Raw genomic sequence first — 17,245 nt, 5'->3', positions numbered from 1 at the left:
GGCGGGACAAGTCCGCGCTAATGTCAGCTTAGCCGCCTCACGGCGCTCCCAGGCGAGCGAGGGTCTTACCTGCAGCATCGACGAGCATCAGATTTCCATCCTGTACCGAATACGCCGCAGTTTGCGAAAGCGCTGCGTGGAAGACCGCCTCTTGAACGGACTTGGCATCCTCGCAGGCCATCATTGTCGATGCCAGCTGGCCAAATTTCATTGTCGTACCTTCCATGTTGACGTTGCCGCGAAAAGCGTTGCAGCCACCATTGCCGCTCACCGCGCCATCAGCATCAAAAATAAGCGTCGACGTCACGTTCGGATCGGCGCTCTTGCCGTCCAGCTCTAAAACCCTCCATTCGGTACCTGCCAGCGAGACGCCGGAAGCCTCCTCTGCGTTGTTACTGCCCGCCTGAACGAGGAGGATTGAAAACAATTCTCCCGCTCTCGCCAGGTCGACCTGGGTCGGCTCGGCACTGGCGAACCAGGCGGAGCCGCCGACCTCAATGCGGGCCTGTATCGCATAGGCCTCTCCGCTCGAGAGTTTGCTTGAATCGACAACCAGGCCAAAGGCAATGGGAACTTGTCCGGCCGGCGCCACCGCAGTTGCGGCCAGGGCGGTTTCTGGCTTGGCCAAATCTATGAATTCCACAAGGAGAGTGGCATCTGAGGGTAGCGCAATCCGCTCCCGGTAGAAGGCGCTGCCGGACAGTTTCACATCCGTAGCATACGCGCCATGCGACGCTAGGCAGCATATGGCTGCGGCAACAAGGGCTGACAGCAGCTTCACGGCGTTTCTCCTACTTATAACAATGACAAAACTGAGATTTATCCGCTGACAGGCGTCGCCCCACGCGTGATGAAAAGGACCTTCAGCCGAGCAACGTCTTCAGGTGTAATGCTCGGCGGATCGGTTACGGCCAGCCACGCATCGATATAGTGCTGCGGTGCAAAGACATGGCCGTAGCCCATTGGCGACGTCGTCGCTATTGCCATATCGACCGTCAGTTGCAGCATCGTGATAAGCGGATACCAGCGAACCTCTTCCGATACGTCGGGTCCGCGCGGCTCTTTCATCCAATCGGGTTCTCGATAAAGCGTGGCGACGTCGAAGAAGGTTATCGGATCGCTGGCGTATTGAAGGTAGACTATCCGGATCGGTCCCCACTCCGCGTCTGGAATGTCCAAGGCATCGTTCTGATTGGTGAACCGGAAGATCGAGCTGTTGCGAAAGCGGGGGAGCCATTCGGGCGATCCGGAATTGCGGCCGTCGGTAACGGATCGCCAGGTGCGGCTTGCGAAAGGTGGCCCGCTCCACAAGGCGCCTTGAAACGGATCTGCGACGACATCGTAAAGGTTCGCCGACTGTTCAGAGTTCATCGCCCCGAGGCTTAGGCCGTGCAAGTAGAGTTTCGGGCGGGCGTCGCGTGGAAGCGAAGACCAGTAGGTGTAGACCTCTTGGAACAGCGCGTCGCCGGCCTCCGCACCGTAGTCCGGCTCGACCAGGAGGGATAGCCAGCTGGCGAGGTAAGAGTATTGCATTGCGACGCTCGCGACATTGCCCCTGTGAAGATATTCAACCGGGTCCAGCGCAGCCGGATCAATCATGCCGGTACCAGTCGGCACGATGATGATCAGTATGGATCTCTCGAACGCGCCGGTACGTTTCAATTCCTGCAAGGCCAGCTTCGCGCGTTCATACGCAGTGTCGGCCGAACTCATTCCGACATACACCCGAATAGGGTCCACAGCCCCTTCCCCGAAGAAAGTGGTTATCTCTGCCGCTGTTGGACCGGAACTGACAAACCTGCGGCCCTGCCTGCCGAGTTCTTCCCATGACAGCAAAGAAGCCGCGCTTCCCGTCTTGATCGATTGCGCGGGCCTGCTGAGGTCATCTTCAATGAGAGCATCCATCTCCTGGAACGAAGAATCCAGGATTCGAAGCGTCAGTCTGAAGACCAGTCCCTCGACGACCGACCAGAACAGCGCGACCGCCAGCAGGCCGCCGACAAGATGGGAGACCCGCCTCGGGACGAAGCGCCAAAGCCAGCCGGAGAACACCAGGAAGGTGTGCCTGAAAAGGTGTGCCAACAACATGAGTGTCGCAAATACGACGACAGCGACAATCCCTGTCTTGAGCGGACTCGCGGTGTCCAGCGGAGCGAGATCCATCAAAACGCGGATCGAATTCTGCCATTCCAGAGTTCTCCAAAGGAAGACAGCGGCAATCACAACGCACGTGCCGGCGACTGCAATTCTCGTCGCCTTGAGGGTTCGGTCCCGTAGCTGCGGCAATTCGAGATAGGTCCACAGCGAACAAGCGACGAAGCCGACGCCGTATCCGAGAGCAGCTGAAAGTCCGGAGAGCACACCCTGGACCAGATAGGATCGTGGTATAAGGCTGGGCGTAAGAGAGGCCGCGAACGCAAGGGTCGCTACCAGTATCCCTGTCGCGAGGAATGAATGTGCGAGCTTGGTCAGGATCGCGCGCAACCCATTGGTCCTCAGCGTTTAGCGGACAGCAAATTTGTAAGGCCGGCGCAACAATCGAGTCCTTGGGCTTGAGTCTAACGGCCTCCAGACCCTGGAAAGATAGCCCAAACAATTATCTTCTAATGCGACGCAGATCGACGACGCGGCCATTGTTCGCGCTCACTGCAATTTCGAAACGGCTTGCGCCGCGCCTGGCGCGATAGACGAAGAACCGCCCGCGGCAATCGACACGTCGAATGTCTCTGAATCCGCGATTGCGCAAGATTCGCTCGCCATCACGACAAGTGATGGCACGGCCATTATTGAGGCTGGTGCCGATATTGATGTTTATCGTGACTGCAGGGGCGGGCGTTGGCGAAGCTGCAGGGACAACGAAGCTGAGAGCTAAACCAAAGCAAGAGAACAAAAGACGACGCATAAGACTTCCTCCGTATCGACGGGCTCTTCGAGAACAATTCGTCCTCGGCTGCCTTGTCAAGGCAAAGACGGTGCCGGTCCATAATTTAGGGACAACCAGACAAAGTTCAGGACTCTGTGCTCATGACTGGCGCCTTTCTCGGCGCTGCCGTGGCGTACTCACTCTGGGTAAGTTTCACCGCCATCCGGCCCCGCCTTGTTGAAAAGGATGAATGCCAAAGGGTCGCCAGGCTCGGACGGTACTTCGCTGCGCTGGCCCGCAATCTCTCCATTAACGCTGCTTGTATATTCCGCGACCACTTCGCCGAAGCTGTTGCGCTGGATGGCCACCTTTTGTCCGGCTTCAACCTTGTCGTTGAGCTTGACCAGATGCTCGATAAACCCGCCCTGCGTTGCCATGACCGGAACCGCGCTGTTGCCTAAGAAAACACCCACGTCCTTGCCTGTCCGTCCCATTGGGCCGGCCAGGATGCCGTGATGCTTGAGGACATTCATTGTGCCCTCCACGAACAGGGGGATCATCTCGAGATCGAGGACACGCGCAGCGCCGACCTCCGGGCAAAAAGACGGGATACCCGCGTCGATAAACGCGTTATGCAGGACACCGGGATATGTATGATTGTCGAAGATCTGGCCGACCGGGTAGAGTTCCACCATCGACCGGATCTCGGGCACATCCATGCTTGCAATATTGAATGCGGTGACTTCGAATCCGCTTGTCCCGGTATGGAAGTCGATCGCCGCGTCGGCGTTCGGCCGCAGCAGCCGGTTAAACAGGAGCCCGGCGTGCCGGCTGGGCGCAGTGAAGCCGTTCTCGTTCCCGGGCCATTCCCGGTTCATGTCGATCAGGCCGGCGCCCCTGCCAGAATTGGGCCATCTGCGCTGCATGCCTTCCATAGCCGGGCGGGCAATGTCCGTGACCGCCATCACCGTGCCCGACATTTCCGCCGGAACGAGCTGGTTCATCACGGTCAGGACCGTATGCACGGAACTCATCTCGTCGCCATGCACACCGCTGGTCAGAACGACGCGCTTGCCCGGCTTTGCCCCCTTGGCGACCGCCACGGACACATACCAATACTGTCCGGTGGGCATCTGCACGCCCTGAAAGTACAAGAGGTGCTTCTGCCCGGCTTCCAGGTCGCTGACGTCGAGCGCACTGACGACCTTTTTCCCCTGGATCACTTCGCCGGTATAGACCGTTCCCTGAGACCCACCGGATGCGGCGTCGGCAGAGGGAGCCGCTACGTCCTGGGCGGTTGCAGAACCAGCGTTGGCCGCGAAGGCGGCCGCCGCGCCAACCGTCGCGATGGATGCTATTATCAGATCGCGACGGTCGAGGCCTTTTTTGGATAGGTCCGACATGATCAAGTCCTTGTGTGTATCAAGGTCGCTTCGGCTTGAGCGGTCATTGATGGAGAAAGGAACGCTCGGAGATCATCAGATGGACCGTGACTACAGCTTAGGATGCTTCCGCTTCCGTTGTTGACGATAGCGACTTCTGGCCGCCTTGCCATTGGCCCAGAATTCCAAAACTGTGCCTCTCGTCCTACATCGGACGATATTCTCCAAAGCGCTCCTGTTCCCTCGGCCTATCGCCCGATTTCGCCAGCGACGCCGGCATGATGAAGCGTGAGGCCAAGTTAGTTGCCTCAGGCTGTGGCAAGACTGGAAACGGATTTGACATCAGTCAATCGATTCCCCGGCGCTGCGAAAAAGAGACATGGGGCACATAAGCAGGACTCCATGCCGATTTCTTCAGGTGCTGGACGCCCTAAAATACGGCACCCCCTACGCAGCCCTAATGGCTGCCGTCGACAGGAGCCTCCATGTCAACCCTCATCGTCATTGTTTATCCCACCGAGGCGAAGGCTGAAGAAGTCCGCCAAACCCTGCTCGGTCTACAGAAGGAATATGTGATCAAGCTTGGCGACGCTGTCATCGCCACCAAGACCGAGGCGGGAAAGGTCAAGCTGAACCAGCTTATGAACACCACGGCTACCGGCGCCGTCTCCGGCAGCTTCTGGGGATTGCTCATTGGGATTTTATTCCTCAATCCGCTTATAGGCGTGGCGGTTGGCACGGCTTCGGGCGCGCTTGGGGGCGCGTTGACCGATGTCGGCATCAATGATGCCTTCATGAAAGATCTGTCGGCAAGCATCGTGCCAGGCAATGCCGCGCTCTTCCTGCTGATCCAGGAGATGACCGAAGACAAGGTTCTGAAGCAGATCCAGGGCTTCGGTGGAATCGTCCTCAAGTCCTCGCTCGACGAGACCAAGGAGCAGGTTCTGCGCGACGCCCTCAAGCGCCATTCCGCAGAAGCCGGTTCGGCGCCGTCGGCGTAGGCGGCATCGCCGCTCCCGCTCGTGCTGGAGAAAGTGACTGTTGTCCCCGACCGAAACTGTCATAGCCATCGCCGTCGAGATGCTCTGCGGCGCGGCGGGGGCACTCGCTGTGCGGTGGTGGTGGCCCAGCCTTGAACTTACCAAGATCGCAGCCGTTCTGGCCGGCATGGCCGGAGGTTTTGCGTTGACCTTCGTAGCTGCGCAAATTCCCGGCATTGGCCACTTGGTTGGGCACGCTGAAAACGCCGCCGATTCCGTCATGCGCGGGCTGGGCGGGCTTACCCCTGCCGTCCTGATCGGGGTCGGCGTATCGGGCCTGCTCGGTGGCGTCGTTCTGATGACTGTTCTCGGTCTAATCCAAGCCCGCGTGAAAGGTTAATTTCCGGGGCTGGCTGCTCTTACTGTCCCTATCCACATGTTCCCTATCTGCCTTGGGCGCTTCCCACCTCATCGGCGGGGGCGCCCAACAACTGGGCGAGCCATCTGGCTGACGGAGACTGGGCGCAGAAGGTCAGCACGGCAATCGCTATCGGGACCCCGATGAAGGCGCCGAACAGGCCCCAGAGGAACATCCAAAGGAAGACAGAAAACAGCACGAGAAAGGGCGACAGCGCCAACGCCCTGCCCGCCAAACGCGGCTCTACATAACTGCCGATCGCGAACTGGATGAGATTGAGGCAGGCAAAGACGAAAAGTGCGGAATACAGGGATTCGAACTGGGCCAGCGCGTAGAGGGTCGGCAGCAGCGTCGCGACGAACGGGCCGACGAAGGGGATGAAGTTCAAAGTGAAGGCGATGACGCCCCACTCCGTGGCAAGCTGCAGGCCAAGCGCCAGGGTAAACACGTAGATCATGCCACCCGTTGCAACGCTCATGATCGTTCGGATCACCAGGTACCGGCGCAGCTTGGCGGCCGTGCGTTCGCCGCCGACGATCAGGATGCGCGCAGCCTCGCCGCTGACGATGCTGGGGATTTTGCGCGCCAGCGGGCCGACCTCGAGCAGGCCGAGCAGCACGTAGATCAGTACCACGATCCAGAACGAGATCGTCGTGTTCAGCCGTGCTGACAGGCCCTGCATCGCCGCCACAACCCAGCGCACATTGAAATGCTCCGCCCATAGGCCGGCAACGGCGATCCCGTGCGTCTCCAGCCAGGCTGTCGCCTGTTCGTAGAGCGCTTGAAGCCGCGGCGTCTCGGCGATGACGGTTCTGCCGATCCGACCGAAACCCCAGGCCACGACGGACGCGAACACGATGAAGACCAGCACGACCAGCGTTACAACAATGGCGAGCGCCAGAAGCTGCGGCAGGCGTGCCTGCAGCCGTTTCTGAACCGGCCAGACGATCGCGATGATAAAGAGCGCGCAGGCGACCGGCGCAATGATCGCGTCGGCGAAATAGAGCGCGGCCAGCAGAAGAATTGCGCAGATGATGCCCAGCAGTACCGGAACCCAGCGGGCATTCATGGTAATTCAGAATCTCCAGATCATCGGCACTATGAACACAGCCACGACAAAGAACCAGAGCATCAGCGGTAGACCAAGCTTCCAGTAGTCACCGAAAGCGTAACCGCCAGGGCCCATGACCATCAGGTTCGTGGGGGTTGCGATCGGCGTCAGGAATGCTGCGGCCGCCGCCACGGCGGTGCTCATGAGCACTGGACGGGGCGAAATACCCATGGTTATCGCGGCTGCAACGCCGATCGGGATGACGATGAGAGCGGTCGCGGTGTTGCTGATGAGCTGCCCCATGATGGCAGTCAGCACGAACAGGCCGGCGAGCAGGGCAATGGGACCGGCGTCGCCGACCAGCGACACCAGATGCTCTGCCATCAGTTTCGCGGCGCCCGTCTCGACCATGGCGGTGGACAGCGGCATCATCGCGCCGACAAGGATCACGGTCGTCCAATCGATGGCTCGGTAGGACTGCTCGACACTCATGATCCCCGACAGGACGATCGCTCCGGCGGCGAGCAGGCCGGCTACCGCCGGCGGGGTGATGCCCGTGGCGAGGAGCACGACCATCGCGATCAGAATGGCAACGGCCTGGCGGGCCCCCGGCCCCATCGGCACCGCCTGACGACGCACCAGTTCGGGCGAATTGACGACCAGGACATCCGGATCCTTGAGGCGGTGGTCGAGAGCTTTCCACGTTCCCTGCAAAAGCATCGTGTCCCCGGCCTGCAGCACGATACCTCCTGCATCTCGTGTTGCGTTGGTGGCGACCACCTCTGCTCCGGCGCGCTGCACGGCAAGGACGATCAGGTCGCCGCTCTCGGTGACCATGCCCGGGAAAACGTTCTGGCCAATAAGGCCGGAGCGTGGCGGGATCACCACCTCGGCGAGGCCCGAGCTGCGGTTGAACAGCGTCTCCTCTCCCTGCCCTGGCGCCGCCGACTCGCTAAATGCGAGGTGTTTATCGGCAGCGAACGCAGCGGCCGACTCGGCGTCGCCCCGCAGCAGCAGGTGATCCCCCTCGGCGATGACAGGTCTGCGAAGCGGGCTGGCCGTTTCACCCTCCTGAACGGCGACGATTTGCAAGTCGGGATAGGTGCCCAACTCGATCGCAGACGCGGGCATGCCGATAAAGGGCGAACTTGCGCGCACGCGCATTTGGTAGACGCCGCTGGCAAGGCCGTATTGCTCGACGAGCGTCTTCGCATGGCGGCTGAAGTCGGCAGGCATGGTCGCGCCATTGCGTTCGGGCAACAGCCGTTTTCCGAACACTATGATGATGGCCATCGTTCCTGCCAGCAGCGGCAAGCCTACAAGCGCGAATTCGAAGAAACCGAAGCTGCCCACGCCGGCGTCGCTGCCCGCGTTCGACACCAACACGTTCACTGGCGATCCCGTCAGAGCCAGCTTTGAGCCGGCATGCGCGGAAAAAACGAGAGGCAGGAGCAACTGGGCCGAATTTCGCTTCAGGCGGACGGCGATGACGACCACCACTGGCAGGAGTGCAGCCACGGCGCCATTGACACTGATCAGCGCCGTAAGGAGCGCGACCATACTCATCGTCAGCAGCAGCAGGCGGGCGCGGCTCTCTTCGCCTGCGCCACGGATCAGAAGTTGCCCGGCCCATGCGGTGACGCCCGTCACGTCGAGGCCGGCGCTGACGATGAAGAGGGAGGCTATGAAGATCACCGCGGGATCACCGAAGCCGCCGAGCGCCTGATCAATCGTCAGGACGCCGGTTGCCCACAACGCGGTGGCCGTCGCCATCGCGACAACGACGACTGGCAGCCGGTTCCAGACGAACAGGACGACGACGGCTGCGATGATGGTGGCAGTGTACGCTATGGGGCTCAATCGCTTGGTTCCTCGCCGGCCCTACGGCCGACCCGCGGCATGACTGCTACTCTTCCAGTGTCGCCATAAGTACGCCCAGGCGGCAGCCCTTCTCGTATTCGGCAAGGTTCACATATTCCTTGATGGTATGGATCTCGGCCTGGCCCGCACCGATGGTGATGGTAGGGATGCCATGTTTGTCGAGCCAATTTGCATCCAGCCCGCCATTGGAGAAGAGACAGCGGGCTTCGATGCCCAGCATCTTCAACGCCTTGGTGGCCCGCGTCACGACCGGGCTGTCCTCTGCGAGTTTGAAAGGAGGGTAGGAGGTCTGGTGGCTGAACGTTACTTCTGCCGTCTGCCCCTCATGATCTCTGACCTGCCCCTTCGCCTTGCCGAAGGCATCTGCGTAACCCTTGGCGATCTTCGTTGCGAAAGCTGCCTCGGGGCTGCGAGCCTCTCCCTTGATGGATGCGTAGTCGGTAACGACATTGGTTGCATCGCCCGCGGGCTTTCCATCCCTCCCGCCGAAAATGCCGACATTGCTGGTTCCCCGGCCGTCGGGTTTCACAACCTTGCCGAACCAGCCTGCCTGCCGCGCCTCAGTCAAGGCGATCGCTCCTACCAGCGTCGCCGATATGCCCTTTTCGGGCGCCACGCCAGCGTGGGACGCGCGGCCCTTGATCTCGACTTCCCAGTTTTCCTGTCCGACCGCGCCGATGATCAGATCGGAGGCGAGTTGCCCATCGACATTGATGCACATGACCGGGCCACCGAGATCGGCGGGGTTCAACTCGCGCGCCCCGTGAAGCCCGCTCTCTTCCCGTACCGTGAAAAGCAGCGTGATCGGCGGATGCGGTAGCTTGTGCCTGATGAGCGTTTCGGCAAGCACAACCAGAAGCGCCACACCGGTACGAGCGTCGCCTCCGAGTGCTGTCGTGCCGTCGGAGACGATGCGATCGCCTTCCCTTCGGGGCTTCGCCCCGGCGCACAGCGGAACTGTGTCAAGATGGGTGGAGAAAAGCAGTCTTGGTGCGCTGCGCGTCCCAGGCAGATCTACGATCAGATTGCCAGTTTCGGTTGGCAACGCAATGCGGGTATTGGCGTCATCGAAGCGGATTGCCGAAGCTGGTACGCCAACGGACGTCAGTGCGTCACTGACAGCCGCCGCGATATTAGCCTCGTATCCAGTCACACCTTCGATCGAAAGGAACCGCATCAGGTGCTCTTCGGCGGCAGCGACATCGATGGGAATCGGAACTTCGCTCATCTTACCTCGTCCACGGTTTGAGTGCTGTTTCGCATCGTGCTGGATCAGCCTTTACAAGCCCCATGGGAGGTCCAACGCCTGCCAGCCCGCGAAGAGTGCCGTCCACAGGACGTACATCCACAGGACGTAGGGAAGCATCAGCGATACGATCGTGCCAACGCCTGCGGATTTATCGTATTTTTGGGCAAATCCAACTACGAGAGCAAAATAGGCATTGAGCGGGGTTATCGCGTTCATCGGTGAGTCACCGACACGATAAGCAGCCAAAACAGCTTCCGGCTCGACGCCTAGTTTCATCAGCAAAGGTACGAAGACCGGAGCGAAAATCGCCCATTTCGCGATTGCTCCAGTCAACAGCAGATCGATGATCGCGACCACGAGGATGAAGCCGAGCAGAAGGGGCAGTGCGCCTATGTTTGCAGCTTGCAGCGCACCCGACAGGCTCAACGCCATCACCGTTCCCATGTTGGTGTAGGTAAAGTAAGCGACGAACTGGCTGAGCACGAAGAACAGAAAGATCGTCCCGCCCAGGTTCTTGATCGACTTTTCAATCGCGCCGATGACCTCGGTCAAGGTGCGCAGCGTGCCGGCTCCGATGCCGTACGACCAGCCGGTCACCAGGAAGATCAGCATGATGAGCGCGATCAGGCCGTTCATGAAGGGCGAGTTGCCGATCAGTTCGCCGGTTTCGGGGTTTCGCAGCGGCGCCCAAGACGGCAGTGTCAGGAAACAAAAAACGACGATCAGGCCGATCAACCCGTATAAGGCATAGCGCAATCCGCGGGATTCTCTTTCGGACAGTCCCGCACTCTGATCGGGAACCGTTCCATCCCCGGACTTCTCGGGCTTGTAGACCCCGAGCCGCGGTTCGATCATGCGGTCGGAGATGAACGCGATGATCACTGTCAGAAACAGCACGGATGCTATGGAGAACCAGACATTCGAGGCCAGGCCGATCGATCTGTTGGGGTCGACGAGATGCGCCGCATCGTTCGTGAATTCGACCAGCACTGCATCAAGCGGCTTGATGAGCATATTGACTGTAAAGGCACCTGCCACAGCGGCAAAACCCAGGGCGAGACCGGCAAGCGGGTGACGCCCGACTGCGAGATAAGCGATACCGGCCAGCGGAATCAGGACCAGATAACCCGCGTCGGCGGCAACGCTGGCGATGATGCCGACGAAGGCGAGGATATAGGTCAGGGCCCAGGCCGGTGACACGACTACGAGCTTTCGGATCAGCGCGGTGACCAGGCCGGATTCCTCCGCCACGCCGGCGCCGACCATTGCTGCGATCATCAGCCCGACCGCAGTGAAGCTCATGAAGTTGGGAATGAGCGAGGCATACAGAAAGCGAATGCCTTCAATGCTCAGCAGGCTACGGATCTCGGTGGTCGCCGTTTCAACCTCATGCGTGTCCGCATTGATGCGTTCGAACGTCACCGCGGCGCCAAAGGCGCTCAGGAGCGCCGACAAGACGATGACGATTGCAATCAGGATCAGGAAAATGACGACCGGATGAGGAACCATGTTCCCCACTCTTTCGACTGCGTCGAGAAATCTTTGCATTGCGGTTTTTGGAACCGCATTCGCGTTGGGCATCTCGGCCTTCCTCTCTGCTGGACCCGCTGCAGCGAGTCCCCCCGGGCAATGCTCAGATCAAATGGGCTTTGAGCTTAGTCCTCTACTGTGAGGAGTCATGAGCGCAGAATCCAAAGCCTTGGCCGCCTGTCCCGAAATCGCCCGCAAGTCTTTCACGCCGATCGCCCTGACAAATGAAACACAAGGAATGGAACGATCAGCGTAGACTCTGGACTTTGAGCGAATGTGTAAGGGCGGCGGCAATTGCTAGTCTCGGTCAAGATTCTCGAAGAGCCATGAGCAACCGGGATGCTCAAATACTTTGGAGGTTCGGTCCCGGCATTGTCATGCAGAAGCGGGTCGAGGTGATCGCGCTTTTACCCAGCACTAATCGAGCCCGATCAGGCGGCGGATGCGGCCGACATCGGTGCCGATGAAGGACTGCATGCCGATGGCCACCTGTTGCGGCGCCATGGCGGCGACGAAACGGCGGAACTCGTCATCCGACAGCGCCTCGCCCGTCCAGTGGACGCGGCAGAACGCCTCCGAGCCATGGAAATGGCCGGCGCCATCGAGCACGTCGTCGACATAGCGGCCGTAGATCATACATTCGGAGAATTTGCGCGCCGCACCGACGATTTCGACCCAGTTGCGGTCATGGATCGTCTCGATCCGCGCGCACAGCGCCGTCACGGTTTGGCGGCGCCAGGCAATCAGCGTCGAAATGTAGTCGTGGGTCGAAACCTCCGATGGCTCGATGCCAAGCGCCGAACCGGCATTGCGCGACCAGATGCGATGCTCCTCATGACCGTCACCAGACAGCACGCCGTCGCGGCGGAACAGCCGCACCTTGCCATCGCGCCAGAAGGCGCTGCAGTCGAAAGGTTTTAGGAACGCCACGTCGGAATCGCAGAAGACCAGCACGTCTTCGCCGGCGTGCGCCGATATCGCGATGCGGCGAAGCTGCTGCACATGCCAGCCGCGCAGCGGCTTGGTCTTCAGGCTGAGCCAGATGCGCCGGCGGAACAGGCTGAGCGGATCGTCGAAGGCATGCAGCCAGCGCGGCAACAGGTCCCGCTCGTCGACGATGGTGCGGCGATTGTTCTCCAACTGACGAAACAGCGCCACGTCACGATGCTCGACAAGAATATAGTGGTGCGCCACGCCGGAAACGTAGCGGTCGATTGTGTCGCACAGCAGGCGGCAGCGCTCCAAATCCGGCGCATAGCTTGCCGTCACGACCGCCGTCGTCGGCGCCCGGGGAAGGAAATCGGCCTCCGTGTCAGGGCTCGGCACGAACCGGTTGTTCAATGATCTGCTCCGGGGCCCACTCCGGGGCCTGCTTTGGGGCGAGTTTTGGCAGGAGCGGGCCTGCGCAAGAATTTCTGGCCGATGACGCGCCACAGGAACAGGGGATTGCCGACCACATAGCGGCGCCAGAGACGGCCCGGTTCGATCCACAACCGAAACAGCCATTCGAGCCTGAGCCGACGCATCCACAGCGGCGCCCGCGGCACCGTGCCGCTCAGGAAATCGAGCAGCGCGCCGACGGCGATCGGCAGCGTGCAGTGGCGCGCGTCGATGTGGCGCGCGATCCATAATTCCTGGCGTGGCACGCCCATGGCGACAAGCAGCACGTCCGGCCGCAATCTGGCGATGCGATCGACGATTGCCGGCTCCTCGGCGGGAGAGAAATAACCGTCATGGATGACCACGAACCGGTGCTGCAACGCGAGCGCTGCCAGCTTCTCTGACGCCGCCTCGGCGTTGACCCGGGTCGCGCCGAGCAGCCCCACGGTCAGTGGCCTGGCGGACGCCTGCAGGAAGGCGGGGATGAAATCGGTGCCGTTGAGATTGTCCGGAAACGACGCCCCATAAAGCAGTTTCGCCGCCAGATCGACGCCGACACCGTCCGGCAGGATGAGAAAATCGTCGAGCGCCTCGGCAACGACCGGGTCCGTATAGGCGACATTGGCGTTGTGAGCGTTGAGAAAGGTGACCTTGGTGAAGCGCCGCTCTGCAATCAACCGGGTCAGGTGCGCGACCGCATCGTCCCAGCGGATGGCAAGGACCGAGATGCCCAGGATCGATTTCAAGCTGTCGGCCCCGAAAACGGCGCGGGCGTTGTGCACATTCATGCAAACATCTCCTGGCCGACGGGCCCGAGCTTGTCCAGGCCGAGCCTGATTGCGGCATCGAGCGCCTTCAGCTGCCGGCGGCGGAAAGCGCTGCCGTCGACGTCCCCGACATCGGCCACTGCTGCTTCAAGGGCGCCGGCGAAGGCGACGGGATCATCGGTCACCACGCAATTGACCGGGCGATGGTCGATGCCGCGCAGCGAATGGCTGGTGGCGACGGAAGGCAGGCCGAGCTCGAAGGTTTCGATGGTCTTGAGCTGCACGCCGCTGCCGGAGGTGCTGATCAGCGGGATGACGGCGGCGCTGCGCACGAAAGCCTGCGCGTCCGGTACGCGGCCGACGAATTCGACGCCGGGATGCGCGGACGCGAGGCCCGACGGCATGCCGCCGGCAATCCTGACCCGGAAATCGGGCCTGAGATGCGGCACCACCTTTTCCAGGAACCAGTCGAGGCCGATGCGGTTCGGCTGCCAGGTCCAGGTGCCGATCAGCGCCGCGTCGCAGTCGATGCGGCGCGGGGTTTTTTGCACCGGCGGCTCGGCGCAGGTCACCAGCGGCAGCACCGCCGAACGGTCGTCGGAGGCGACGCCGAGCGCTGAGCGATCTTCTTCGGCCAGCGTGAAGACGAAGCGTGCCCGACGGCAGAGCCGTTCTTCCACGGTCTTGAGCAGCCTTGCCTCACGGCGAAACAGCAGGCGCTGGAAAAGGCCGCCGGCGGCAGCGGCGTTCTCACGCGCCGAACGATGCTCGACATTGTGGGCGACGAAGATCGACGGCCGGTCGCCGAAAAGCCTTTCGAAGGCGCCGGCGAACTGCACGGAATTCAAGACGTAGCCGTCGAAAGGGCCGGCGCGTTCGACGGCGGCGCGGATCTCGCTGGCGTTGACCACGCGCAGCTTGACCGACGCGAAAGTGAGGCCGGAGAGCATCGCCCTTGCAACCCAGGCGAGCTTTTGCAGCGATGAGGCGGTTTCGGTGCGCACATCGACGGCGCCGAGCACGATGGTGTTCTGCGGATCGCTCGCAGGCTTGCCCGGCCAGGTGAAGCCGATCACCGTGACCCGCGCGCCGGCGCGCCGCAACGCGGCGATGATCGCGGCATTGGCGATCTCGTAGCCCGAGGCAAGGGCTCCGTCGGGCACGATCGATGTGGCGAACAGCAGATGCATCTCACCTATCCTAAGCGGATACAGCTAACAAAGCGCGGTGAAGCCTTGATTAAGTGAAGATAATTGGTGGCCCGGCGTTACCGATTTGCGGGCTTGTCCACGAAGGTGATAAACGAAACGTTATCATCACGGATGCTATCGAGAGCCAAACTCACCAATCCCGGGCTGGACACGGATGATCCCTTTGCCATTGGACGGTTCGGTATCGATCGCAGGGCGGTCGCCGGGACTTGTCGCCGCTGCCGTCGAGGCGGTCGTTACGCTGCCGACCTTCAAACGGCCCGAGCAACTGCTGGCGACGCTGGCATCGCTCAAGGCCCAGGAAACCGGCAGACGCTTCGCAATCATCGTCATCGAGAACGAAGACGAGGCGCGCGCCGGCGCCAAGGCGGCACTGCCGCTGTTCGAGCGCGGCGATATTCCGGGCATGGTGATCGTCGCGCATGAGCGCGGCAATTGCAGCGCCTACAATGCCGGCTGGCAGACGGCTATCCTGCACTTTCCTGACTTCAGCCATCTGCTGGTCATCGACGACGACGAGATCGCCGATCCGCAGTGGCTCGAGCGCATGTGCCAGGCGGCCGAGACGCTCGGTGCCGACATTGTCGGTGGCCCGCAAATGCCTGTGTTTGCCGACGCGGCCCATGCCAGATGGGCCGAGCACCCGGTCTTTGCGCCACCTTATCGGCAGACCGGGCGGGTACCCGCGCTGTATTCCTCCGGCAATTTGCTGGTCGGCCGCAACGTGCTCACCGCCATGGGGCCGCCCTTCCTCGACCTGAAATTCAACTTCATGGGCGGCGGCGATTCCGATTTCCTGAGCCGGGCGGCACAAACAGGTTTTGTGCTTGGCTGGTGCGCCGAAGCGCAAGTGCATGAAACAGTTCCGGCCCGGCGCATCGAGGCCGACTGGATCCGTGCCCGCAGCCTGCGCAACGGCGTCATCTCGACACTGGTCGAGAAGAAGAAGCGGGCCGGCACGCCGTTCGCCGGCACCAGGGTTTTCTTGAAGAGCCTGGCGCTGCTTGCCGTCTCGCCGTTTCGCGGCGCGGCCCGACTGGCGCGGACGGGGTCGTTGGCGACGGCCTTATACCCAATCCATGTCGCTGTCGGCCGCGTGCTTGCCGAATTCGGATATGCCAATGAGCAATACCGGCAGCCTGAGAAGAACTGAACGCGCGCCGCTCAGCGCGGCCTTCACACGCGACGGTGTCGCGACCGCGGTCGCCGCGCTGCTGTTCACCGTCATCCTGGTGTCGTTCCGTCCGTTCCAGCCGGCCGGCGCCGCAACGACCGGCGATGGCGGCGACATCGTCAACCAGCTCGGCTTCGGCTCGCTTGGCGCGATCTCGGTCTTCTCGCTCATGGCTTTTGCCGACCCGCGCGTGGTGCGCTCGCTGCTCAGCCCGTCCTGGCTGCTGATGCTGGCTTTGCTGATGTTCTCGGTGGTGATGGCAACCGATCCGCCGTCTGCCATGCGCGCCGCCTTCTTCACGCTGATCGGCATTTTGACGATGGCGACGATCCTGGCGCTGCCGCGCGACGCCGAAGCTTTCTCGAAAGTCATCATCTTCACCATCGTCGTCGTCATGGGCCTGTCCTATATCGGGCTCATCGTCTTTCCAAACGAGGCGCTGCACACCGCCGCGTCGCTGGAGCCGGAACATGCCGGCCTGTGGCGCGGCGTGTTCACCCACAAGAACATCGCCGGGCCCGTCATGGCCTGCTTCAGCTTCGCCGGGCTGTACCTCTACCGGCGCGGACAGCGGCTCTGGGGCGCATCGATCTTTTGCGCAGCGATGATCTTCATGCTGCACACCGGTTCCAAGACGACGGCCGGACTGGTGCCGTTTTCGATCCTGATCGTCGTGCTGCCGAGCCTGATCGGCATGCGGCTCGGCACGCCGATCCTGTTCGCGCTGGCCATCATCGCCGCAGCGATCGGCACGCTGGGCATCGTCTTCCTGCCGCCGGTGAAGCATCTGGCGGCACTGTATTTCCCCGACCTGACCTACACCGGGCGCACGACTCTTTGGGAGTTCGCCGGCGAGATGCTGGCGAAGCGGCCGTGGACCGGCTACGGCTTCGAGAGCTTCTGGGGCACGCCGCTGCTGTTGAACCAGGACCAGCCTTTCGACCGCGCCTGGGACATCAGAACCATCGTGCACGGCCATAACGGCTATCTCGACATCGCGGTGCTGATGGGCCTCCCGGCGCTGTGCGTGGCGGTCTACACGTTCCTGGTCGCGCCGCTGCGCGATTACATGCGCATTCCCTTGCGCAAGGAGAACATCTGTCTCGGCGACTTCTTCATGATGGTGGTGCTGTTCGCAGCGCTGAACGCCTTCCTCGAAAGCTTCTTCTTCCATCGCGCCGACCCGGTCTGGCTGCTCTTCGTGTTCGGCATGTTCGGCCTGAGGCAAGTGTCGCTGCGGCCGATGGCGGTTCGTGGTCGGTCCTGATCCTGCGTCCCCAACAGGGCTTCCCCGCCCCGCCACGAACGTCTATGGGAAGCCATCTTTTGGTTTGAGCATCGGATTTTGCCAAAACCGGT

General features: G+C 61.5%; 15 protein-coding genes. 4 read left to right on the top strand and 11 right to left on the bottom strand.

The genetic code is table 11. The features are described from left to right. Positions 1-37: 37 nt before the first annotated feature. The 4 genes from AC0L17_RS22940 to AC0L17_RS22925 form a co-directional block, all read right to left on the bottom strand. The gene (locus AC0L17_RS22940; protein WP_473517506.1) at positions 38-781 is read right to left on the bottom strand and encodes an META domain-containing protein; all 744 of its coding nucleotides are present in this window, start codon (positions 779-781) and stop codon (positions 38-40) included. 38 nt (positions 782-819) lie between these two features. Further along, positions 820-2,484, bottom strand: coding sequence for an alpha/beta hydrolase (locus AC0L17_RS22935; protein WP_473517505.1), 1,665 nt, complete (start codon positions 2,482-2,484; stop codon positions 820-822). Between the two features lie 112 nt (positions 2,485-2,596). Further along, entirely contained in the window at positions 2,597-2,902 is a 306-nt protein-coding gene (locus AC0L17_RS22930) for a hypothetical protein (protein WP_473517504.1), read from the bottom strand. Between the two features lie 158 nt (positions 2,903-3,060). After that, positions 3,061-4,266, bottom strand: a complete 1,206-nt coding sequence (locus tag AC0L17_RS22925) for a M14 family metallopeptidase (RefSeq protein WP_473517503.1) — start codon at positions 4,264-4,266, stop codon at positions 3,061-3,063. Positions 4,267-4,730: 464 nt separating this feature from the next. Here AC0L17_RS22925 and AC0L17_RS22920 point away from each other — a divergent pair, with 464 nt between their 5' ends. After that, positions 4,731-5,246: a DUF1269 domain-containing protein gene (locus AC0L17_RS22920; protein WP_473517502.1), complete on the top strand. Its 516-nt coding sequence runs from the start codon at positions 4,731-4,733 to the stop codon at positions 5,244-5,246. Positions 5,247-5,286: 40 nt separating this feature from the next. Beyond that, positions 5,287-5,625, top strand: a complete 339-nt coding sequence (locus tag AC0L17_RS22915; RefSeq protein ID WP_473517501.1) for a hypothetical protein — start codon at positions 5,287-5,289, stop codon at positions 5,623-5,625. A 43-nt stretch (positions 5,626-5,668) separates the two neighbouring features. Here AC0L17_RS22915 and AC0L17_RS22910 read toward each other — a convergent pair whose 3' ends face one another. The 7 genes from AC0L17_RS22910 to AC0L17_RS22880 form a co-directional block, all read right to left on the bottom strand. After that, positions 5,669-6,712, bottom strand: a complete 1,044-nt coding sequence (locus AC0L17_RS22910; RefSeq protein ID WP_473517500.1) for an AI-2E family transporter — start codon at positions 6,710-6,712, stop codon at positions 5,669-5,671. A gap of 6 nt (positions 6,713-6,718) precedes the next feature. Further along, entirely contained in the window at positions 6,719-8,554 is a 1,836-nt protein-coding gene (locus AC0L17_RS22905; protein WP_473517499.1) for an SLC13 family permease, read from the bottom strand. A 46-nt stretch (positions 8,555-8,600) separates the two neighbouring features. After that, the gene (locus AC0L17_RS22900) at positions 8,601-9,803 is read right to left on the bottom strand and encodes a M20/M25/M40 family metallo-hydrolase (RefSeq protein ID WP_473517498.1); all 1,203 of its coding nucleotides are present in this window, start codon (positions 9,801-9,803) and stop codon (positions 8,601-8,603) included. 51 nt (positions 9,804-9,854) lie between these two features. Continuing rightward, on the bottom strand, positions 9,855-11,405 hold the full coding sequence (locus AC0L17_RS22895; protein ID WP_473517497.1) for an AbgT family transporter: 1,551 nt from the start codon (positions 11,403-11,405) through the stop codon (positions 9,855-9,857). Between the two features lie 366 nt (positions 11,406-11,771). Then, positions 11,772-12,695: a DUF6492 family protein gene (locus AC0L17_RS22890; RefSeq protein WP_473517496.1), complete on the bottom strand. Its 924-nt coding sequence runs from the start codon at positions 12,693-12,695 to the stop codon at positions 11,772-11,774. Continuing rightward, entirely contained in the window at positions 12,692-13,522 is an 831-nt protein-coding gene (locus AC0L17_RS22885; protein WP_473517495.1) for a WecB/TagA/CpsF family glycosyltransferase, read from the bottom strand. The genes AC0L17_RS22890 and AC0L17_RS22885 overlap by 4 nt, the downstream gene beginning before the upstream one ends. Continuing rightward, the gene (locus tag AC0L17_RS22880) at positions 13,519-14,691 is read right to left on the bottom strand and encodes a glycosyltransferase (RefSeq protein WP_473517494.1); all 1,173 of its coding nucleotides are present in this window, start codon (positions 14,689-14,691) and stop codon (positions 13,519-13,521) included. Before AC0L17_RS22880 ends, AC0L17_RS22885 begins: the two co-directional genes overlap by 4 nt. Before the next feature lie 175 nt (positions 14,692-14,866). Between AC0L17_RS22880 and AC0L17_RS22875 the strand changes: the two genes are divergently transcribed. Together AC0L17_RS22875 and AC0L17_RS22870 are read left to right on the top strand one after the other, a co-directional pair. Beyond that, on the top strand, positions 14,867-15,865 hold the full coding sequence (locus AC0L17_RS22875; RefSeq protein WP_473517493.1) for a glycosyltransferase family 2 protein: 999 nt from the start codon (positions 14,867-14,869) through the stop codon (positions 15,863-15,865). After that, on the top strand, positions 15,834-17,153 hold the full coding sequence (locus AC0L17_RS22870; RefSeq protein WP_473517492.1) for an O-antigen ligase family protein: 1,320 nt from the start codon (positions 15,834-15,836) through the stop codon (positions 17,151-17,153). Before AC0L17_RS22875 ends, AC0L17_RS22870 begins: the two co-directional genes overlap by 32 nt. Positions 17,154-17,245: the final 92 nt, after the last annotated feature.

The sequence above is a fragment of the Mesorhizobium sp. WSM4829 genome (assembly GCF_055811475.1).
The sequence above is the reverse complement of the archived record's forward strand: the minus strand, read 5'-3'. Positions and strand labels throughout refer to the sequence as shown.